19 protein-coding genes are annotated in these 20,232 nt (G+C 66.2%); 11 read left to right on the top strand and 8 right to left on the bottom strand.

Annotated features, from left to right (window positions below; all coding sequences use genetic code 11):
* From H5U26_RS08475 to H5U26_RS08450, 6 genes are all read left to right on the top strand, one after another.
* A partial coding sequence (locus H5U26_RS08475) for a hypothetical protein (RefSeq protein ID WP_290618613.1) occupies positions 1-349 on the top strand: 349 nt, incomplete at its 5' end.
* Positions 350-547: 198 nt separating this feature from the next.
* Positions 548-1,195 carry a hypothetical protein gene (locus H5U26_RS08470; protein ID WP_290618611.1) on the top strand — a complete coding sequence of 216 codons (648 nt, stop codon included), beginning with the start codon at positions 548-550 and terminating at the stop codon, positions 1,193-1,195.
* A 103-nt stretch (positions 1,196-1,298) separates the two neighbouring features.
* Entirely contained in the window at positions 1,299-1,607 is a 309-nt protein-coding gene (locus H5U26_RS08465; RefSeq protein ID WP_290618609.1) for a hypothetical protein, read from the top strand.
* Positions 1,608-1,793: 186 nt separating this feature from the next.
* Positions 1,794-2,321: a transposase gene (locus tag H5U26_RS08460; protein ID WP_290618607.1), complete on the top strand. Its 528-nt coding sequence runs from the start codon at positions 1,794-1,796 to the stop codon at positions 2,319-2,321.
* Between the two features lie 325 nt (positions 2,322-2,646).
* Positions 2,647-3,210: an NADPH-dependent FMN reductase gene (locus H5U26_RS08455; RefSeq protein ID WP_290618605.1), complete on the top strand. Its 564-nt coding sequence runs from the start codon at positions 2,647-2,649 to the stop codon at positions 3,208-3,210.
* 505 nt (positions 3,211-3,715) lie between these two features.
* On the top strand, positions 3,716-3,883 hold the full coding sequence (locus H5U26_RS08450) for a DUF1328 domain-containing protein (protein ID WP_290618621.1): 168 nt from the start codon (positions 3,716-3,718) through the stop codon (positions 3,881-3,883).
* Between the two features lie 547 nt (positions 3,884-4,430).
* On the opposite strand, the gene H5U26_RS08445 is transcribed toward H5U26_RS08450, so the two are convergent.
* From H5U26_RS08445 to H5U26_RS08420, 6 genes are all read right to left on the bottom strand, one after another.
* Positions 4,431-6,119, bottom strand: coding sequence for an amidohydrolase family protein (locus H5U26_RS08445; protein WP_290618603.1), 1,689 nt, complete (start codon positions 6,117-6,119; stop codon positions 4,431-4,433).
* A 209-nt stretch (positions 6,120-6,328) separates the two neighbouring features.
* Positions 6,329-6,823, bottom strand: coding sequence for an aromatic-ring-hydroxylating dioxygenase subunit beta (locus H5U26_RS08440; protein ID WP_290618601.1), 495 nt, complete (start codon positions 6,821-6,823; stop codon positions 6,329-6,331).
* Entirely contained in the window at positions 6,820-8,196 is a 1,377-nt protein-coding gene (locus H5U26_RS08435; RefSeq protein WP_290618599.1) for a Rieske 2Fe-2S domain-containing protein, read from the bottom strand. Before H5U26_RS08435 ends, H5U26_RS08440 begins: the two co-directional genes overlap by 4 nt.
* Positions 8,197-8,327: 131 nt before the next feature.
* On the bottom strand, positions 8,328-9,767 hold the full coding sequence (locus H5U26_RS08430) for a DUF1329 domain-containing protein (RefSeq protein WP_290618597.1): 1,440 nt from the start codon (positions 9,765-9,767) through the stop codon (positions 8,328-8,330).
* Between the two features lie 276 nt (positions 9,768-10,043).
* Positions 10,044-10,850, bottom strand: a complete 807-nt coding sequence (locus H5U26_RS08425) for an alpha/beta fold hydrolase (protein WP_290618595.1) — start codon at positions 10,848-10,850, stop codon at positions 10,044-10,046.
* A gap of 11 nt (positions 10,851-10,861) precedes the next feature.
* Positions 10,862-12,118, bottom strand: coding sequence for an LLM class flavin-dependent oxidoreductase (locus tag H5U26_RS08420; protein WP_290618593.1), 1,257 nt, complete (start codon positions 12,116-12,118; stop codon positions 10,862-10,864).
* Between the two features lie 216 nt (positions 12,119-12,334).
* Here H5U26_RS08420 and H5U26_RS08415 point away from each other — a divergent pair, with 216 nt between their 5' ends.
* The 5 genes from H5U26_RS08415 (at position 12,335) to H5U26_RS08395 (ending at position 18,123) form a co-directional block, all read left to right on the top strand.
* Complete coding sequence (locus H5U26_RS08415) at positions 12,335-14,275, top strand: bifunctional metallophosphatase/5'-nucleotidase (RefSeq protein WP_290618591.1); 1,941 nt, start codon at positions 12,335-12,337, stop codon at positions 14,273-14,275.
* 101 nt (positions 14,276-14,376) lie between these two features.
* Complete coding sequence (locus tag H5U26_RS08410) at positions 14,377-15,285, top strand: trypsin-like serine protease (protein WP_290618589.1); 909 nt, start codon at positions 14,377-14,379, stop codon at positions 15,283-15,285.
* Between the two features lie 208 nt (positions 15,286-15,493).
* Positions 15,494-16,837: a 23S rRNA (uracil(1939)-C(5))-methyltransferase RlmD gene (gene rlmD, locus H5U26_RS08405; protein ID WP_290618587.1), complete on the top strand. Its 1,344-nt coding sequence runs from the start codon at positions 15,494-15,496 to the stop codon at positions 16,835-16,837.
* A gap of 3 nt (positions 16,838-16,840) precedes the next feature.
* A complete protein-coding gene (locus H5U26_RS08400) occupies positions 16,841-17,173 on the top strand; it encodes a 4a-hydroxytetrahydrobiopterin dehydratase (protein WP_290618585.1) in 333 nt (110 codons plus the stop codon).
* Positions 17,170-18,123, top strand: a complete 954-nt coding sequence (locus tag H5U26_RS08395; RefSeq protein ID WP_290618583.1) for an L-threonylcarbamoyladenylate synthase — start codon at positions 17,170-17,172, stop codon at positions 18,121-18,123. The genes H5U26_RS08400 and H5U26_RS08395 overlap by 4 nt, the downstream gene beginning before the upstream one ends.
* A 143-nt stretch (positions 18,124-18,266) precedes the next feature.
* On the opposite strand, the gene H5U26_RS08390 is transcribed toward H5U26_RS08395, so the two are convergent.
* Positions 18,267-18,884: a nitroreductase family protein gene (locus tag H5U26_RS08390; RefSeq protein ID WP_290618581.1), complete on the bottom strand. Its 618-nt coding sequence runs from the start codon at positions 18,882-18,884 to the stop codon at positions 18,267-18,269.
* 55 nt (positions 18,885-18,939) lie between these two features.
* Entirely contained in the window at positions 18,940-20,217 is a 1,278-nt protein-coding gene (locus H5U26_RS08385; protein ID WP_290618579.1) for an MFS transporter, read from the bottom strand.
* Between the last annotated feature and the right edge of the window lie 15 nt (positions 20,218-20,232).

Here is a 20,232-nt window from a genome sequence, read left to right as displayed (position 1 = left end):
TGGCGTTTGCGGGCGCGGCACAGCCTCAGTGCGTCCTGAGGGAGCCCAAAACCCGAAATACCCGGCTGAAACGCGTACATTTACCCAATCCACATCCGAAAACGGGCCGTTTTTCCCCCAGCTCGATCACGCGTTGGCGCCGTCATGTCCACGGCGCCGGTTTCGGTGGATTGATCAGCGATTCCCTAAACAACAACGGCGTGAGCCCAAAAAGAACATTATTTACCTCTGGAATGACCGACAGTACCGTGAGTTTGCACGGGCCGCTATTGATTACTACCTCACCCATCATCGCAACTACGATGGCTGGCGAGTTGTCAATCCAATGCGCTTGCCGAGGCGCAGGTGATGGCTAACATGCGCCCCCCCCAGTCTACACGTTAGGGGTGCAGACGATGGAACTTGTAAGGTCTATCATTCTTTTATCGACACCGGCTCTCCTATTCATTCAGCCAACGTTCATCCCTGATTACCTTGGAAGATACGGCACTACAAGTTCCGTGCTTTATTGCACTTGCCGCGCCATTACCAAAAGAGACGATGGAAAATGAAAAAAATCCTATGCCCTTCGGCACTTCTATTCCTATTTGCACTGCTTCCCCCTCAAACGACACACGCGCAATCGGGTTCAAACTTTGTGCAGGTAACGCTACCTCGGGGTATTGAGCTGAAGATACCAAAGGGCTGGTGGCTACTCAGCGCTGACCTTAATCAGGCAATCCAGGACTCCGCTGACGTTATTATAGGGTTGTCTGGTGAAGGACCGCCGGATGGACAAGAAACTAATCTTATCGCGGCAAATTCTATGCCGCGCTCAACGTATGCGGCGGTAAGGGTTAGCTCAACAATTCCACCTTCCGTCGCGCCATCTGAGTTCGCCTCAATCACCACTGCCGATATTCGTGACCTTCAAAGTGAGATGCGTCAAAACTTTCAGAAGTTGCTGCCGCTTCAAGGTAATCTGTTGATAGAGTTCCTTGGCACTCGCATCGAGACAATTTCTGGCCATCCTGCCGTTGTTACCGAGTACAGACGTACTAGCCCTGAAGGTCCAGTCTTCGTTCAGATCAACCAAGTATTTACCTTTAGTCAGGAAATTCGCATCAGTCTATCTTACCGAGAATCGGAGGTGGCGCTATGGAAGCCTGTGGTTGAAAAAATTCGGCGGTCCATTGTTATAAGACCCTCCCCCTAACACTGCGCTACTAGGGACGCTGCGCGATAAAGCCGCGCACCGGCCGTGAGCTTGAACGTTGGGTCTCGCCGAATAATCAATCGCTCACCTGAAGGGGAAAACAATGAACGATGAACGCATTAAGGGTAACTCTCAGTCGCTGGCTAAGCGGGATATCGCATGGGGAGTGCTTGCTGCGAATTTGTTTTTGATCGGCATGATTACAACATTGTTATTGTCGATACGCGGTTTTTCGGTGTGGTTACCTGACTTTTTTGGTGGGTTGCTAGGCGTCCTGGGAATGGCCGCGATTCCAGTCGCAATTGCTTATATATTCTCACGCGACAAGAAATCGTTTCGATTCCGATTGTGGCTCACGGTTTGCGCGTGGATATCGGTATTTTTCATGATCTACGGGGCTATTCGGCAATAAATTTCAGAGCCCAGTAGGTTGGGCTGACGCAGGAAGCCCAACATCGTAAACACCGGGAATACCGGAGCACAAAGGTTGCCCGCGGCAACCTGCCCGACGGAGCCCGCGTAGCCCGCGTAGGGCGGAATAGCGCAGCGTATTCCGCCTTCCGGGTTACCCCGCAGCCACCGTTGTTACACTCCCGCCATGCCGCATTACGTTCGTGCTGACATCCCTGGCGGAACCTTCTTCTTCACCGTCGCCCTGCTCGAACGCCGCCGCCGGCTGTTGGTTGAGAACATCGCGACGCTGCGCGAAGCGTTTCGCGGCGTCCGGCATCGATATCCGTTCACCATCGACGCCATCGTGATCCTCCCGGATCACCTGCACTGTGTCTGGACACTGCCGGCCGCCGATGCCGATTTCTCTACCCGCTGGCGATTGATCAAAGCCGTCTTCGCGCGCGGCATCGCGGCTGGGGAACGGCTGTCCGAACGACGCCAGCGCACCGGCGAGCGCGGCATCTGGCAGCGGCGCTTCTGGGAACACGCGATCCGCGATGCGGCCGACCTGACCCGACACGTGGACTACATCCATTACAACCCCGTGAAACACGGCCACGCCGACCACGTTGTGGACTGGCCGTATTCGTCATTTCACCGCTACGTCGAGCGCGGTGTTTATCCACCGGACTGGGCCGCCGGATCAGCCGTGCGCGGGTTGAGTTTCGAGTAGCCTTGCTCTCGGAAGGCGGAATACGCTGCGCTATTCCGCCCTACGCGGCTACGCTGGCTGGCGAGAGGAGGCGGGCACAGCGCAACCTACCGAACCTGCAGCCCGCCTGGCAGAGCAATTTTCAGGTGATCGTGAGGCCTACACCCAGGCCAAGGCACCGTTTGTGCGCTGCGTGCTTGGTCATCAGGCCTGCGGCAAGCCCGGGAAACTCGACTGACGTTGTCTTGTCGAACCCGTACCGACAGCGACGTTTACGGCCCCACCCGGGCGTCTACCCGTCCCGGCGTAGCGCGCTGGCAGCGCCGCCTTCAACCGGAGAACACTCATGACCACGCCACTGAAAATTCTCGGCCTGTGCGGCAGCCTGCGGCAGGGCTCCTATAACCAGGCCGTATTGAGGGTCGCGCAGGAACTGGCGCCGGCGGCCGGACTGAGCATTGAAAGCGCTGAGATTGCTGACGTGCCCTTGTATAACGAGGACGTTTACGCGCAGGGTTTTCCAGCGCCGGTCGAGCGGCTGCGGGAACAGATTCGCGCCGCCGACGGCTTGTTGTTCGTGACGCCGGAGTACAACTACTCGATTCCGGGCGTGCTCAAGAACGCGATCGACTGGGTCTCACGCCCCCCCGAGCAGCCATTCGCCGGCAAGCCGGCAGCTGTGATGGGTGCCAGCCCGAGCACCCTGGGTACGGCTCGAGCGCAGTACCACCTGCGTCAGAGCCTGGTAGGTCTGGATGTCCATTTCCTGAATGCGCCTGAGGTAATGATCGCCTCCGCCCACACGCGCTTCGATGCGCAGGGCCGGCTGACTCATGAACCCACGCGAGAAATCATTGGCAAATTGCTCGAAGCGCTGGCCGCCTGGACGCGGCGGCTCACGCCGGCTTAGGCCGAAAAATGAGCCATCCGCGAAGGGTGATGGTGGAATGTCCAATGCGCGTTTTGCCTTTCCGGCGACGGCGCCGTTTGAAGGTCGCGCCTTACTCGAACCGGTAGATGGGTGAGGGCGCCAGGCCGTAATCCATGATCCGGGATACGTAGCGGCGTCGCACTCAGGCCGGTGGAGTTTCAGGGAAGCACGCCATCGGTGATTGCACTTGTGCATTGGACTGTCCGATCCGCAGCCAATTCTGTTGCCCGAACTTTCCACGGTTACCGTGGTCCCAATCACCAGGGAGGTGCTGAAAAATCCATACTGGATTTTTCAGCGTCCGCCATCGGAAGAGTGTGATTTTCCGATGGCTCGCAGAATCAGTGGTTCGCTGCCACTGATTTCGATAGCGCGTCCCTGCGCGGGGGAAACGCTGAATAGTTCAGCGTTTTCCTGGGTTGACGGAGACGCCGCGGCGGGTCCTTCAAACCTGAAACAACGTTGGTTCGACAGGAGAACTGCTATGTTGAGTTGGGCTGTTGTATTCCTCATCATCGCAATCGTGGCGGCGGTGTTCGGCTTCTCTGGCATTGCCGGAGTGGCGACAAACATTGCCTGGATACTTTTCGTGGTGGGTCTCATTCTCGCCATCGTGTTCATGGTTATGGGACGTCGGGGCCCCCCCATTTGACACCATAGTCGATGTGCAAGGAATCCGTCCCGGCATCCCGGGGATGGGTTAAGGCCTGGCGCCTTCACCCATCCCCGGGATGTGCAGCGGCCGGGTTCATCATCGATCACTATGTTTTTGGGTGATATATCGGCGCCCCCGTGCGCTGTATCCATCGTTGGCCGGGCACGTTTCGTGGACCAGCCGCAGCGATTCGGATGAGCTCAAGCCCGCGTCGCTTCCGGAAGACGGGATGGCGCGGCATATTCCCCATTCCGGGAGGACTCGTCTTAATTCGGCAACCCCAGGGCCTGCATGTCGGCCAGCAGCGAGCCGTAGATACTGTTATCCGGCCACGGGATGCAAGGCCGGATCGAAAGGCCGTCCGGACTTGAGCACGCCATAGGATGGGCTGACGCAGGAAGCCCAACAACTCACACGGGACGGCACCACACGCGCTACTGGCGTGCCGATGCTGCGGGCGGCAGGTATTTCTTCACCGTGAATCAGGCGGAGCGGAGCCCGGTAGCTGGGCGAAGGCCGCCAGGCCGTAACCCCGATCCGGTGCTCAGGTGTCGTAGCTGCGCAGCATTCGCCCCTTGCGCGGGCCTTGCCGGTAGGCGCCGTTCTCGAACAGCACTTCGCCGCCGACGATGGTGGCGCGGATGCCAGTGGAGCGGGTCACGAAGCGCCGTCCGCCGCCGGGCAGGTCATGCGCCCACTGCTTGTCGCCGCAGGCGACGGTGGCCGGATCGAAGATGACCAGGTCGGCCGCCTTGCCGACCGCCAGCACGCCGCGGTCGATGCCGAAGAACCGGGCCGGGATGGAGGTGAGTTTCTGCACGCCCTGTTCCAGGGTCAGCGCGCCGGTCTCGCGCACCCAGCGTTGCAGCAGGTGGGTGCTGTAGCCGGCGTCGCACAGCATGTCCAGGTGCGCACCGGCGTCGGACAGGCCGATCAGCAGCCGGTCGTCCCGCACCAGCGGGATGGTGTCGGCGGCGTCGTAGTTCAGGGCCACCATGTCGAAGGTGGTGCGCAGTTGGTCCTCGACGGCGATCTGGACCAGCAGGTCCATCGGGTCGCGGCCCTGGGCGTCCGCCAGTTGCCGCAGGCTGTGGCCACCTTTCGCCAGCGCGCGCGCCTGATCGCTGATGCCGTCGAGCACGTAAAAGCGGCTCCAGATGTCCTTGCCAAAGGCCGGAATGTTTTTCAGATCGTCGCGGAAGGCCTGCCGAAACGCCGGGTCCGCATAACGGGCCAGTTTCTGCTCGCGCGACAGGCGCATCACCGGCTGCCAGGTCGGGAACACGCCCAGGATGTACGGGTTGGCGAGGTTCAGCTGAAAACGCAGCGGCCGGCAGGTGGTCTGCGGCACGGCCATGTCCCAGGCGGTCAGGTCGGCCACGGCGGCCATGCGCTCCTCGTAGGAACGCGGCTGTTCGGCGGCGTTGACTACCGCCAGCCAGGTGACCGGACGCGTGCTCTCGCGCACCAGCAGTTCCAGGAAATCGTGCTCCTGGCGGCCGACCACGCCGCCGAGCTTGAGGGTTAATTCCACGTTGCCGCGGCCGGCCTGGCGCAGCACGCCGCACAGGGCGCGGTGCTCGTCCGGGCTGGCGTTGCGGCAGGCCACGGGCTTGCCCTGGTAGCCGACGTGCACGCCCTCGCTGGTGGTGGAATAGCCGAAGGCGCCGGCTTCCATGGCGCCTGCGAACGCGGCTGTCATGGTGGCGATTTCGTTCGCCTCGGCGGCGCGGCTGAGCGAGGCCTCGCCCATCGCGTAGTGACGCAGCGGCGTCATGGCGACCATCGCCGCCACGTTGATGCCAAGGCCGCGCCGGTCCATGGCGTCCATGTACTCGCCGAAGTGTCCCCACTGCCAGTCGATGCCGGCCTGCATGACGTCCTGCGGGATGCCCTCGACGTTTACCAGGTCGCCCATCAGGAAGTCGTGCATGGTCGAGCGCACCGGCGCCACGCCGACGCCGCAGTTGCCCATCACGGCGGTGGTCACGCCGTGTTCGGCCGAGGGCGTGAGCAGCGAGTCCCACGCAATCTGCGCATCGTAGTGCGTGTGGGGATCGACGAAGCCGGGCGCCAGCACCAGGCCGGCGGCATCGATGATTTCGCGCGCCTCGCGGTTGTGGACCGCGCCCAGGGCGACGATGCGGCCGTCCTTGGCCGCCAGGCTGCCGGGATAGGCCGGCGCGCCGGTGCCGTCGACGATGCGGGCGTTTTCGATCAGCAGGTCGTACATGTTTTGGCACTCCCTTGGAGGGTGTTCAAGAACCGTGGGAGCGGCGCCCTCGCCGCGAATCCCCTGGCACAACGTTCGGCCCGAGGGCGGGCCTCCCACGAGCAGAATTCGCAGGACGGGCGAGGCCTGTCGTGGGAGCGGCGCCCCGCCGCGAATCCCCCGGCAGCCCCCGTTCGGCCCGGGGGCGGACCTCCCACAGGGCTGCGCTCTCAGACGTGGTACAGGTCGAGCACGGTCGGGATGAAGTCGTTCATCAGCGTGATGCGCTTGCCGGCGATGCGCCAGGCCTCGCCGTCTGCTACCAGGCGGTGCTCGTAGTGGCCGAAGAAGGCCCCGGTTTTCTTCTGGTGGAAGTAATCGACCCGAAACGCCGAGTGCAGCGTCATGCGGCCTGGCTCATGGTCCAGCAGCAGGATGTTGCTGACCTGATGACAGGTGCGCGGCAGCGGCACCGAGGCCGGCGAGGCCCCCGACACGATGCGTTCCACCCGCTCCAGCAGCCGGCCGTGACCGGCCAGGTACAGCAGCGAGATTTCCGATTGGGGATCGGTGATCTGCCGGTGCTCGCCGATCCACGACGGCGCCCACAGCTCGCAGTCCTGGGTGTACAGCCCCAGCCAGTCCTGCCACTGCTGGCGATCCAAGTAGTAACCCTCGCGGTACAGCAGTTCGCTGCCGGCGGCCAGCAGTTGCGCCCGGTTCATGCCTGCACCCCGGCAAGTTGTGCCTGGCCACGCTGCATCTGCTCCAGCCAGCCCTGGTAGACGCCCAGGTACACGGCCTCACCCTGAATGCCGATGTTGCCGCTGATGGAATGCAGTGGCTCGATGCCGATGCGCCGCGCCGCCTCGTCCGGGCCGTCGCGCAGGAGCGCGAGGCCCCGGTGATAGCCCTGGTTCCACTCGATGCTGCGCGCCTGGTCGCCCTGCTGCACGCGCTCGTAGACGGTGGTGTCGTCTGGCGTGGCGACACCGGTGGCGCTGAAAAAATCCTCGTACTGGCGGATGCGCAGCGCGCGCGCCGCAGCCGGCTCGCCCTTGGGTGCCAGGCAGAAGGCATAGACCTCGGTCTTGTCCACGGCCACCGGACGGATCAGGCGCATCTGGAAGGTGGCGCTTTCCACCAGCAGGATGTTCGGGAAGATCGCCACCACCCGGCCGCTGACCATCATGTCGGCCTTGTCCTCGCCCACGCGGGCAGCCATTTCCTGCCACATGGCGTAGCTGGGACGGTCCTCGCGCTTGCCGGCGCCGCGCAGCCACATGCCGCCGTGGCCCTTGGGGAAGATGTAGTACGACACCTCGGCCTCGGCGCTGATGAAATTGTTCAGGTCCACCGAGCGGTTCTCGTCCGCGCCCTGGCGCTTGACCCGGTTCATCACCATGGTGCCGAAGCTCGCGTGCAGGGTTTTGGCGTGGTAGATGTCCAGACAGTTCTCGAACACCATCTTCCAGTTGCCGCCATACGTGAAGTTGGCGTCGCCGCGCACCACCTCCAGCCCGTCCGGCGACTGGTCGATCCACGAATCCATGAACACCGCCGCGTCGCCCAGGTACTCGCGCAGCGGCATCACGTCCGGATTCAGGCTGGCGAAGAAAAAGCCGCGGTACTCCTCGAGGCGCGCCACCTGTGGCAGGTCATGGCTGAGCCGGCGAAAGGCATCCGTGTAGCCGCCGAGCGCCTCGTCCGTCACCTGCAGGCACTTGCCGGTGCTGTCGAACATCCAGCCGTGGTAAGGGCACTTGTGGCGCCGGGCGTTGCCGGCCTGGGTGGTGGCCACGGTGGCGCCGCGGTGGCTGCAATGGTTGATGAATGCCCGCACCTGCCCGTCGCCGCCGCGTTGCAGGATGATCGGCGTGCGCCCGACCACGCCGGTGATGAAATCATTCGGCTGCGGAATCTGTGCCGCATGGCCCACGAACACCCATGAGCGCTCGTAGATGTAGCGCATCTCGAGCTCGAACAGCTCCGGGTCCCGGAACAGGTCCAGGTGTATGCGCAGCACGCCGTCCTGCGGACGGGCGTCGATGTAGCGGGAAAAATCACGCAGCGGCAGTTCGCGAACACGTGCGTCCATTCGCTCCTCCTCATTATTCGCATTCCAATTCATGTGTTCCCGCCGCGGGACGATGCCCGTGTTCCGTCCCGGCGAGTTCTCGTCGTTACCTCCGTATCGTCAACGGCGCGCTACCCAGGGCAGGGCTGGTGTCAGCGAACCCCGTATTTGCGCAAGCCGGCCGGCGTGAAATACGCCGGGTCCGGCGGATTCACGAAATCCGGCGGACTGCCACCCCGACCGGCGCCCACATTGAAGAACGCATTCGCCGAGGACTGCCGGCCGTTGATGATGTCCATGTGGTTGTCGCCCCAGTAGCTGAGCATTGGCACCTCGTAGAACTGCATCAGATACGCTTCCTGGACGCGCCACAGCTGATCGCTCGCGTCATACATCTCGGCGGCGGCGCCGGCCCAGCTGTCCTCGTCGTAGTAGACGAAGCGATGCGGCGACAGGTGCCGGAACTTCGGCTTCAGACGCAGCTCGATGGCCCATACCCGGTGCAGTTCGTAACGGATCGGCTCCGGGTTCAGATGCCCGCGCATGACCAGTTTCTTGAAGTCGCCGTTCTCGGGCGCCGCCAGTTTGTAACTGTTATAGGGAATGAAATATTCCTTGCGCTGCGGTGCCGAATACTCGTACCACTCCTCGTCGCCGGTCATGCCGTACATGGTGGTCGAATCGGCCGTGCGCAGGCCGTCGGAACCGGTGCTGGGGCTGTCGTAGAAGCCGATTTCCGGCGCCTTGCGCACGCGTCGCTGGCCGGGCACGTACAGGTAGGCACTGAAGTCCTGGGAGGTGAAGTAATTGCAGCCACCGTACATGGAGCCGGCCTGGCGTGGCGGCTCAACCATCTCCGAGGAGCGGCACCACATGGCCCCGCCGTTGCCGGTGAACAGCGGATCCTTGGGTTTTTCTTCGGGTGTCATGTATTGGAGCAGGAGCGACCGCTCGATGGCCACTGTCTCGGCGAAGGTGCCGTCGGCAAAGGCATTGAAGGCGTAACCGCGCCAGACGTAAGACTTGCCGAAGAAATACATGGTGTGGTTGTAGACCGCCTCGGCACCGTTGTTGGGAATCGGAAAGGCCACGCCCGGGCGGTAAGTGCTCGTATCCAGGCAGCGATACTCCCGATCCGGTCCGAGCGGCGGGTCACAGAAGTGCGTGTGGCTGGCGTTCCAGACCGAATTCTCGTAGTGCCATTGCGGCAACGCCGCGCTGCGGCGGCTGGGGTAGACGTTCAGATGGAACGTGTCGGGATATTTCTTGAGCAGCGCGATCGTGCCCGGCATGAGGCGATCGGCGTACTGCTGGTAATTCTTGGCATCGATGGTGAACAATGGCTTGTCGTCGGCATACGGATCGATGTACCAGTCGCCTTGCTTGTAGCCGGCCGGAGGCGTGGCGATGCCGCCTTCCCAGGCCGGAATCGAGCCGTCGGCGTTGCCCGCACGGATTGCCCCCAACGGCGTGAGCGGCGTGCCGGTAAGGCCGATCTGGGCGGCCTTTTCCGCCGATACGGCAGCCATGACCGTCGAACCGGCCGTCAGAGCGAGCCCCGCCGCCAGCACGTGCGTTGCGTACCTTTTCATCGTCATCGCTCTCCCCCTCTGATTTCCCCAAGACTCATTCGCTTACTGAAGAGTTGGCGGCTTATAAAACAAATGCCGGAAATTCCATCCGTGGAGTTTCTCGGCTCGCTGCGCAGTTCCGCTACTGCAGAGCGAAACGATGGCCTCGATCCCGGCTCGATCCGGGATCGAGCCGGGGCATCGTGCTCCGGACGGCGGGCGCCGAGCTCATCGGCCAGTCCATGGCATACGTGCTCCCGCCTTTGTGCCCGGTTGCCTGCATGGGACGGTTGCGCGTTACGGCGCGTGACCGGCCTGACCCTGCAGGGCTTGCAGGGTCAACTTCAGTGCCTCGGGCAGGCGTTCGAGCTGCACCAGGTGCGAGGCCTGGTCCAGCACTTCCAGGCGCGCGTTCGGGATCTGGCTGCGGAAGGTCTCGCCGTAGCCGACCGGGATCAGGCCGTCCTGCCGGCCCCAGATCACCAGCGTCGGTGCCTTGATGCGCGGCAGGCGGCGGATCAGGCCCTTGTCCGGGATCGGCCACAGGAACTTGGCGGCGGCGTTCAGCGTGCTCAGGCGCTGGATCAGCACATCGACTTGCTCGTCCACGTCGTCGGGCAGCGCGCCGAGCATCCTTGCCAGCTCGGACTGCGGGTCGATCAGGATGCGCCCGGCGAGCTCCTGCGGCAGCATGGCGAAGATGTCCGGCATCGGGTCGTTGATGTCGAACAGGCCGGCCGGGGCGATGGCCACCAGGCGCGCCACGCGGCTCTGGTCCACGGCCGCCATCTCGCAGGCGATCATGCCGCCCATGGAGTGGCCGATGACGTCGGCACTGGCGATGCCGAGCGCGTCCAGCAGGTCGTAGTAGCACAGCACCAGATCCCACAGGTCGCGCACCTGGCTGATGTCGTTGGACTTCGAGGTGCCGGGCAGAAACGGCGCGATCACGCGCCGGCGCTCGGCCAGCGCGTCCAGATACGGATCCCATGCCAGCCCCCCGGCGCCGTGCAGGAACAGCAGCGGCTCGCCGCTGCCGGCCTCCAGCGTGTCGATGGCCAGGCGGGCGTTGACCTGATAGGTATGGGTCGTCGGCTCGGTCATTTCGTGGTCCCTCAGGCGGCGCTGTGGCGGGCGTCCTGCGGCTCGGGATCACCGAAGCCGCTTGGCCAGAACGGCGTGGCATCCCACTGCGGCCACAGGTTGCGGATGTGCGGTAGCACACCCTCGGCGAACAGGTGCAGGTTCTTCAGGGTCAGGTGCTGGGGCATGGAGCCGACATGGAACAGCCAGATCAGGTTGCCGACGTGCAGCTCGCGCGCCGCCTCGATGATCTGTTCGCGCACGGTTTCCGGCGAGCCGGCGATGATGTAGCCGCTCTCGACCAGTTCCTTCCAGCCGAAGCCCTCGTCCAGGATGGCCTTGCCGACCTTGGCCGTGCCGTCCAGCTGCGAGCGCAGGCCGGCGCGCAGCGAAGCGACGGTGCGATAGCCCGGCGCCTCGAAAAAGCGCGGGTCGATGTGCATGCACTTGGCGAAGAAGTACTTGACGTGCTCCTCGTAATCGATCTGCGCCTGCGCGTCGGTCTCGGATACGCAGATGAACTGCGCGTAGCCGGCGCGGTAGGGGTTGCGGTCCTTGCCGAGCGCGTCGGCGCGGTCCCAGAACGGCCCCATCACCTTCTTGGCGTATTTGTGGCCGAAGAACGACAGGTACGAGAAGGAGTAGTCGTTCAGCAGCGAGAAGTCATAGGTCTCGACGCTGCCGCCGCCGGGAATCCACACCGGCGGGTGCGGCCGCTGGGCGGTGCGCGGCCAGGTGTTGACGTAGCGCAGCTGGTTGTACTTCCCGTTCCACGTGAACACCTCTTCCGTGGTCCAGGCCTTCATCACCAGGTCGTGCGCCTCGTAGTAGCGCTCGCGCATCTCGGACGGGTTGATGCCGTAGACGTAGTTGGTGTCCATGGAGGTGCCGACCGGGAAACCGGCGATGAACTTGCCGCCCGACAGCACGTCCAGCATGGCCATCTCCTCGGCCACGCGGATCGGCGGGTTGTACAGCGCCAGGCTGTTGCCCAGCACCACCAGCGAGGTGGTGTCCGAATGGCGCACCTTGCGCGACAGGATCGACGCCATCAGGTTCGGCGAGGGCATCAGGCCGTAGCCGTTGCTGTGGTGCTCGTTCACACCGACCGCGTCGTAGCCGAGGTCGACCGCCGTCTCCAGCGCATCCAGGTAGTCGTGGTAGTACTCGTGGCCCTTGCGCGGGTCGTACAGGGTGCGCGGAATGGTGACCCACACGCTGGCGTATTTCTTCTCGAAATCCGCCGGCAGATCCTTGTACGGCATCAGGTTGAAGGCGACGGTTTTCATGCGGGTGCTCCTGCTTGGGCCAGGCCGATTGTGCGTGATTGCTCCTTAACAACTGTATAGCAAACTGCGCTGCGCGCGCCCGGTGCAGCCGGACCGGCTGCATCACGAAGCTGTCATCGAACTGTCTCCGCGCCGTCAATTCGGCGCCCTAGCATCCCTGCCCGACGATGCGGCCGTGCGCGCGGCCGGACCCGACAACCGACAGGGAGCACCTCGATGGACCGCAAAACCGCCACCCTTCTTCTGCTGGCCGGCCTCGCCGCGCCAGCTTTGCAGGCCGCCTGCACCGCGCCCAGCGGCAATGTGCGCTTTGGCGATTTCGACACCGGCGTGGCCGACCGCACCCTCGACGCCAGCTGCCAGACGCTGGACGGACTGATCCGCGACGAGGACGCCTGGGGCAACCGCGCGGCTTTTCTGCGTCACGTGACCGAGGTCACGCGGGCGCCCGTGCAGGCCGGTGCCCTGCGCCCGCTCGAGCGGGCGAAGTTGATCGCCGCCGCGCCGCGATCGCAGGTCGGCGCACAGCTGACGGTCAAGCTGATCGCGTTCAATGATTTTCACGGCAACATCGAGGCGGCCGGCAGCAACCCCGGCGTGGCGCGCCTGGCCACCGTGATCAACGGCCTGCGCGCCGCCAATCCGCTGCACGCGGTGGTGTCGGCCGGCGACCTGATCGGCGCCAGCCCGCTGGTGTCCGCCCTGTTCCACGACGAGCCGACCATCGAGGCCATGAACCGCCTGGCCATCGACTTCAACGCCGTCGGCAACCACGAGTTCGACGAGGGCCGCGCCGAGCTGCTGCGCATGCAAAACGGCGGCAACCACCCGACCGACCCGAACTCCGGCCTGGGCCTGACCGATGACCTGAGGGACGGCCAGTTCGCCGGCGCCGGCTTTAAGTTCCTGGCCGCCAACGTGGTCGATGTGGCCAGCGGCCAGACGCTGTTTCCCGGCGTCGGCGTCAAGGATTTCCTGGGCAACAAGGTGGCCTTCATCGGCATGACCCTGGAAGGTACGCCGACCATCGTCACCCCATCCGGCGTGGCCGGTCTGGAGTTCCGGGACGAAGCCGACACCGTCAACGCGCAGATTCGCAAACTGCGCACGCAGGGCATCCAGAGCGTGGTGGTGCTGATCCACGAGGGCGGCGTGACTACAGGCGGTGGCGTCAACGGCTGCGACGGCGTGTCGGGCGCGATCGTCGATATCGTCAATCGCCTGGATGGCGAGGTCGATTTGGTCGTCTCCGGCCACACCCACGCCGCCTACAACTGCCTGATCGCCAACCGCGACGGCGTGTCGGTGCGGGTGACCTCGGCCGGCTCGTTCGGCCGGCTGGTCAGCGACATCGACCTGACCATCGACACCCGCCGCCGCGACGTGCTCAGCGTGGCGGCCAACAACGTGCCGATTCCGAACAACGCCAGCGTGGCCGAGGACCCGGCGCTCATGCCGCTGCTGGCCAACTACGTGGCGCTGTCGGACGGTCCGCGCAAGCGCGTGATCGGCAAGATCACCGCCACCCTGACCCGCACCAGCAACGCCGCCGGCGAGTCGTCTCTGGGCGACGTGATCGCCGATGCGCAGCTGGACGCCACCGACGACGCAGGCTTCGGCGATGCCGTGGTGGCCTTCATGAACCCCGGCGGCATCCGCGCCGACCTGCCGTTCAGCGCGCCGCGCAAGGCCGATGGCGACGTCACCTACGGCGAGGCCTTCACCACCCAGCCGTTCGGCAACTCGCTGGTCACCATGACCCTCAGCGGCGCGCAGATCCATACCCTGCTCGAGCAGCAGTTCACCGGCTGTACGGTGGGTTATCCGGCCGGCGCGCCGGCGGCCGGGCAGCCGTTCAACCGCATCCTGCAGGTGTCCGAAGGTTTCACCTACGCCTGGCGCGAAAAGGGCACCCCCTGCGACAACGTGGATCCGGCCTCTATCCGGATCGATGGCGCGCCCATCGATCCGGCGGGCAGCTACCGGGTGACGGTGAACAGCTTCCTGGCCGACGGCGGCGACCAGATCTACGTGTTGCAGCAGGGCACAGGCCGGCTGGGCGGCGCGCAGGACCTGGATGCCCTGGAGGCCTACTTCGCGGCGCGCCCGGTCGGCGTGGCGCCCGGCCCGCAGAACCGCATCCAGGTGGCGCCCTGAACTAAAGGTCCGGCCCGCTCGTGACACGTAAGGTGCAAACTCCCATAAACAATCTCACGCAAAGGGAACGAACAATGACAAATGCCACTGCGGCTCCCCCGATGCGCCTCGCCCTGGCGGGCTTGGCCCTGTTGGTCTCCACCGGTGCACAGGCCATCGTCGGCGGCAGCGGCGTCGCCCCGAACATCGCCGACTCGCCCTGGGCCGGCGTCGGCTCGCTCAGCATCAACGGCGGCACCTACAGCGGGGCGCTGGTCAGCGATCGGTACGTGCTCACCGCCGCGCATGTGGTCAGCGGCCGTGCGCCCGGCAGCATCCAGTTCAGCCTCAATGTCGACGGCAGCGCCATGCAGACCTTCACCGCCGAGGCGGTATTCGTCTACTCCGGATATACCGGCACTACGGCCGGTGCGGATGGCGTCTGGCACGATGACCTCGCCCTGGTGCGCCTGGCAGCGCCGGTCCAGGGCGGCATCCCCTCCTATGCTCTTTCCGGTGCTCCGCTTGGCATGGGCGAGACCATCACCATGGTCGGCTACGGCGCCGGCGGCAACGGCACCGACGGCGCGACCGTGCCAGCGACCCCGAACGTCAAGCGCGTCGGCCAGAACGTGGTGGACCAGCTGTTGGCGGACGACGATGTCACCAACGGCGCGAGTGAAGTCTTCATGTTCGATTTCGATGGCCCGACGGGCAACGGCGTGTGGGGCGCCGGAAGCCTGGGCGCGAACCTCGAGGCCGGTTTTGCAGGCGGTGATTCCGGTGCGCCGGTGTTCGTGCAGCGCGACGGCACCTGGCTGCTGGCGGGCATAGGTGCCTTCAACGGCAGCACCGGTGGCAGCAATGTCGCCTTCGGCGCCGCCGGTGGCGGCACCGTGATCGCGCCCTACCAGGACTGGATACAGTTGCAGATCAGCGCCGTGCCGGAAGGCGACACCTGGGCGCTGCTGTTGGCCGGGCTGGCGTGCGCCGGATTCGCCACATCGGGCCGCCGGCGGATCAGCGTCTGACACGGCCGGGGCAAGCCCGGCGCCTGCTCCTGCGGGTACCTGGCGCCGCAGCGCGCCATGGCGCAAGCATCGGCCTGACCGCTCGACCGGCAGGAGCCTGAAAGCCTGATCTGATTGCGGGACCCACTCGGTCATGGGCACCCGTGGCCGGTACGGCAGGGGCTAATTCCGGATAATGCCGGCCCTGCCGCCGCTTCCCTGTGTCCCCATGAACCGCAGCAACCGCCGTGTGCGCCCTCCGGTCGCGCAGCCCCTGCCTGAGCCGATGCTGATCGAGCGCATGGCCGATGGCGGCCAGGGCGTCGCCCACATCGACGGCAAGCTGTGCTTTGTCGAAGGTGCGCTGGCGGGCGAGACCGTACGGGCAGCGCTGGTACACCGGCACAGCAACTACGACGAGGCCACGGTCACCGAAGTGTTGGAGGCCTCGCCGCAGCGGGTGACCCCGGCCTGTGCGGCCTATGCGCGCTGCGGCGGCTGCATGCTGCAGCACCAGGACCACGCCGCGCAGGTGCAGGACAAACAGGCGCAACTGGCGGAAAAGCTGACGCGCATCGGCGGCGTGCAGTCGGCGCGCTGGCTGGACCCGATCGTCGGGCCGGCCTGGCATTACCGGCGCCGCGCGCGTCTGGGCGTGCGGCGGGTGTCCAGGCGCGGCGGCGTGCTGGTGGGGTTTCGCGAGCGGCGGTCGTCGTTCCTGACCGACATGCACGACTGCCCGGTGCTGCACGCGCGCCTGTCGGCGCTGATCGACCCGCTGCGCACGCTGATCGGTGACCTGTCGGTCGCGGAGCAGGTGCCGCAACTGGAGGTCACGGCCACCGACGATGAGGTGCTGCTGGTCATGCGCCACCTCGCGCCGCTGTCCGACGCCGACCGCACGGCCCTGGCCGCCTTCGCCGCGGTGCAGGGCGTGCGCTGGTTCCTGCAGCCGGCGGGGCCGGACACCGTCCACCCGCTGCCGCCGGGCGGCGATCGTCTGCCCACGTACCGGCTGGACGCCTTCGGTCTGGAACTCGAATTCGGGCCGCTCGATTTCACGCAGGTCAACTTCGCCATCAACCAGCGCCTGGTGCCGGCGGCGGTGGACCTGCTGGCGCCGCAAGCCGGCGAGCGGGTGGCCGATCTTTTCTGCGGCGTCGGCAACTTCAGCCTGGCGCTGGCAACGCGCGGCGCCCGCGTGCTGGGCCTGGAAGGCGAGGCGGCGCTGGTGGCGCGCGCCCGCGCCAATGCCAAACGGGCCGGCCTGGCCGAGAACTGCAGCTTCGAGCAGGCCAATCTCTACGACGACGCCCCGGCCGCGCTGACGCGCATCGGCCGCTGCGATGCCTGGCTGCTGGACCCGCCCCGATCGGGCGCGCAGGCCCTGTGCGGCGCAGTGCCAAAATCGGGCCCGGCGCGCATCGTGTACGTATCCTGCAACCCGGCCACGCTGGCGCGCGACGCCGGCCTGCTGGTCGGCCACGGCTACCGGCTGGCGCGGGCCGGCATCGTCGACATGTTTCCCCACACTGCGCATGTGGAGTCGATCGCCCTGTTTCAGCGGACCTGAGCCATGACCGACCTTGCCCGGCAACACTGCGCGCCCCTGCCGGCCGGCACGCCGCCCCTGGCGCCACCGGACTGGCAGGCGTTGCAGGCGCAGATCGACGCCGCCTGGCAGGTGGTGGACGGCCATCACCTGTGGCGCCTGTACCGCCTGCCCGACTTCGCGAGCGGTCTGGCGCTGGTCAACCGCATCGGCGCGCTGGCCGAGGTGCAGGACCACCACCCCGAGCTGCTGCTGGCCTGGGGCCGGGTCGAAATCACCCTGTGGACGCACTCGGTGGGGGGGCTCAGCTGCAACGATTTCATTCTGGCGGCGCACATCGACCGGCTGGCACCGTGACCGACGCCCTCATCGCCAAGGCAGTGGCACTGCTGCGCGCCGGGCAGGTGGTGGCCCTGCCCACCGAGACCGTCTACGGCCTGGGCGCCGATGCGCTGAACCCGGCCGCCGTGGCGCGCATCTTCGCCCTCAAGGGCCGACCGGCCGAGCATCCGCTGATCGTGCACCTGCCGCCCGACGAGCCGCTCGAAAACTGGGCGGCCAGCGTGCCGGAGGCCGCGCGGGCGCTGGCGCGGGCCTTCTGGCCGGGTCCGCTGACGATGATCCTGGCCCGCGGCGCGCGTGTGCCCAAAGCAGTCACCGGCGGGCAGGACACGGTGGCCCTGCGCGTGCCGGACCACCCCGTGGCGCTGGCCCTGCTGCGGGCCTTCGGCAGCGGCATCGCGGCGCCGTCGGCCAATCGCTTCGGGCACATCAGCCCCACCACCGCCGCGCACGTACGGGCCGAGTTCGGCGATGCCGTGCCGCTGATCCTGGACGGCGGGCCGTGCCGGGTCGGTCTTGAATCGACCATCGTCGATCTGAGCCGCGGCGCGCCGGTGGTGCTGCGGCCCGGCGCCATCGGCGCGGCGGACATCGCCCGCGTGATCGGCAGCGCGGCCATGACCGATGGCGCGACAGCGGCGGGACCTGCCCCGCGTGTCTCGGGTTTGCTGGCCCGGCACTACGCGCCGCGCACGCCAGCCGAACTGGTCGAAAGCGCCGCCCTGCCGGGACGCCTGGCCGAGCTGGCGGCGCTCGGGCAGTCCGTGGGCGTGCTGGCACTCGGGCGCACCGTCGGACAGAACTGCATCGCCCTTCCCGACGATCCGGCTGCCTACGGCCAGGGCCTATATGCCGCGCTGCGCGAACTCGACGGCCGCGGCTTTTCATGCCTGCTGGTCGAGGCCCCGCCACGGGACGAATCCTGGCGAGCGGTCAACGATCGGCTGCAGCGGGCCGTGGCATAGGCCCGGATCGGCAACGCTCGTGCGGGAGCGGCGCCCCTGTGGGAGCGGCGCCCCCGCCGCGAATCTTCCAATCACAGATTCGGCCCGGGGCGGGCCTCCCACAAGCCCGGGCCAGGCATTCGGCCCGGGGCGGGCCGCGTTTCTCAGGCAAGTCCGGCGCCGTCCAGGCGCTCCAGCTTGACCACCTCGCTGACCGGCTTGCGGTAGCCGCGCGGGGTGGCCGGCGGGGTGCCGCGACCCATCACGATCAGCATGGCCGGGATGTAGTTGTCGGTCAGGCCGGCGACTTCGGCCACCTGCTGCGGGTTGAAGCCGATCATGGCGCCGGTGTCGAAGCCGCGGGCCTTGGCGGCATACATCAACGTCATGGCGGCCAGACTGGCGCCGCGGATGGCCTCGTCCCGCGCGAACTGCGCATTGCCGCCATACATCTGGGCGGTCATGCCGATCATGCGCTCGCGTATCGGTTCCGGCGCCTGGGCAAAGACGGTCGGCGCGTCGAGGTGGGCGTCCAGCTTGGCGCACACCACGATGGCGGCACCGCAGTTCTCGACCTGCGCCTGGTCCATGGACGCGGCGCGCAGGCGTTTTTTCTGTTCCGCCTCGCGCACCACCACGAAGGCCCATTGCTGCAGGTTGAAGGCGCTGGGGCTCAGGATCACCTCCTCGAAGATCGCCTGCAGATCGGCGTCGGTGACCGGCTGCGAGAGGTCGTAGTCGCGCACGCTGCGCCGGGCGCGGACCAGTTCGGAAAAGTTCATTGTTCAGCTCCTTGCGAGTGGTTTCGGAAAACGGGACGAGGCTGCGCCGGCGGGCTCAGTCCGCCGGCGGGGAGGGCGGGCGGGCCAGCATATACAGGCCGGCCGAACCGACGTAACCGGCGGCGACCAGGCCATAGATGGCAGCATAGGAATGCGAAACATCGTACACGGCGGACGCGATCACCGGCCCCAGGCCCAGCCCTACCAGCTGGAAGCTGGCCATCAGGCCGGCGATGCGTCCGAACGCGAAGCGGCCGAAGTAGTTGGACAGGATAAGCCCGGTCAGTGAGCCCTCGCCGCGCACCAGAAGGCCCAGCACCGCCGACAGCACCAGTGCGCCGATGGCCGTGTCCACGCCCAGCATCAGCAGGATGCCGCCGGCCGCCAGCAGTTGCGAGACGATGGCCAGGCGCCGCTCGGAAAAGAACTCCGACAAGTAGCCCCAGACCACGTTGGCCAGCGCGCCGGTGAGTGCCAGGACGCTGACCGCGGTCACCGCCTGCACCTGCGACACGCCGCGGCTGGCCAGATACGTGACGTGGTAGAAGACGACCGTGCCGTTGGCGGCGATGGCCGTCACCGCAGCCGCCATCAGCAGGCGCAGCGTCCAGGTGCGCAGCGCCTGTGGCAGGGTCCACGGGTATTCGTTGCCGATTGGTCGCGCGCGGCGCCAGCCGGTGGCAACGCGCGCCGCCACCGGCCCACCGTCCGGCACCAGGCCGAGCGCCTCCGGACTCCTGCGCAGCAGCACCAGTGCCGGTGGCACGACCGCCAGCACGCTCAATGCGGCCATGGCCACGAAGATCTCGCGCCAGTCCCAGCCGTGCCGCTGCGCGTAGGCACCGGCAAAGGCCATGGCCGCCCCGCCCAGCGGCACCGACATGGAGGCGATGCCCAGCGCCCGGCCGCGGTAGTGCAGGAACCAGTGCACGGCGATGGCCCGCTGCGCCGCGCCGCCGAGCGCTCCTTGCGCGGCGCCACGGGCCAGCATGTAGCCCAGATAGAACACCAGCAGACTCGGGCTCCAGCCCATCAAGGCGAAGCCGCCGGCCATCGCCAGCGCCGCCAGGCTCATCAGTGCCCGCGGTCCGTGGCGATCCACCCAGGCGCCGGCCAGCGGCGAGATCAGCCCGCCGACCAGCGTGCCGGCCAGCAGCGCCCCGGAGATGGCGGTGTGCGTCCAGCCGGTGTCCTGCGTGATGGCCAGCAGCACCGAGCCGATGTACATCTGGCTGCTGCCGGCGGAGATGAAGCCGCCCAGCGCGGCCACCGCCAGCACCACCCAGCCGTAGTAAAAGCGCGCGCCCAGGCGGGCCACCAGACGATCGGACACGCTCTCCCCCTGCGC

This window comes from Immundisolibacter sp., assembly GCF_014359565.1.
In the GTDB taxonomy this organism is placed as follows: Bacteria; Pseudomonadota; Gammaproteobacteria; order Immundisolibacterales; family Immundisolibacteraceae; genus Immundisolibacter.
The sequence above is the reverse complement of the archived record's forward strand: the minus strand, read 5'-3'. Positions and strand labels throughout refer to the sequence as shown.

Bases quoted from the DNA above. Each gene is read 5' to 3' on its own strand.
- H5U26_RS08470 (WP_290618611.1), top strand. From the start codon at position 548: ATGAAAAAAATCCTATGCCCTTCGGCACTTCTATTCCTATTTGCACTG.
- H5U26_RS08465 (WP_290618609.1), top strand. From the start codon at position 1,299: ATGAACGATGAACGCATTAAGGGTAACTCTCAGTCGCTGGCTAAGCGG.
- H5U26_RS08460 (WP_290618607.1), top strand. From the start codon at position 1,794: ATGCCGCATTACGTTCGTGCTGACATCCCTGGCGGAACCTTCTTCTTC.
- H5U26_RS08455 (WP_290618605.1), top strand. From the start codon at position 2,647: ATGACCACGCCACTGAAAATTCTCGGCCTGTGCGGCAGCCTGCGGCAG.
- H5U26_RS08450 (WP_290618621.1), top strand. From the start codon at position 3,716: ATGTTGAGTTGGGCTGTTGTATTCCTCATCATCGCAATCGTGGCGGCG.
- H5U26_RS08445 (WP_290618603.1), bottom strand. From the start codon at position 6,119: ATGTACGACCTGCTGATCGAAAACGCCCGCATCGTCGACGGCACCGGC.
- H5U26_RS08440 (WP_290618601.1), bottom strand. From the start codon at position 6,823: ATGAACCGGGCGCAACTGCTGGCCGCCGGCAGCGAACTGCTGTACCGC.
- H5U26_RS08435 (WP_290618599.1), bottom strand. From the start codon at position 8,196: ATGGACGCACGTGTTCGCGAACTGCCGCTGCGTGATTTTTCCCGCTAC.
- H5U26_RS08430 (WP_290618597.1), bottom strand. From the start codon at position 9,767: ATGAAAAGGTACGCAACGCACGTGCTGGCGGCGGGGCTCGCTCTGACG.
- H5U26_RS08425 (WP_290618595.1), bottom strand. From the start codon at position 10,850: ATGACCGAGCCGACGACCCATACCTATCAGGTCAACGCCCGCCTGGCC.
- H5U26_RS08420 (WP_290618593.1), bottom strand. From the start codon at position 12,118: ATGAAAACCGTCGCCTTCAACCTGATGCCGTACAAGGATCTGCCGGCG.
- H5U26_RS08415 (WP_290618591.1), top strand. From the start codon at position 12,335: ATGGACCGCAAAACCGCCACCCTTCTTCTGCTGGCCGGCCTCGCCGCG.
- H5U26_RS08410 (WP_290618589.1), top strand. From the start codon at position 14,377: ATGCGCCTCGCCCTGGCGGGCTTGGCCCTGTTGGTCTCCACCGGTGCA.
- rlmD (WP_290618587.1), top strand. From the start codon at position 15,494: ATGAACCGCAGCAACCGCCGTGTGCGCCCTCCGGTCGCGCAGCCCCTG.
- H5U26_RS08400 (WP_290618585.1), top strand. From the start codon at position 16,841: ATGACCGACCTTGCCCGGCAACACTGCGCGCCCCTGCCGGCCGGCACG.
- H5U26_RS08390 (WP_290618581.1), bottom strand. From the start codon at position 18,884: ATGAACTTTTCCGAACTGGTCCGCGCCCGGCGCAGCGTGCGCGACTAC.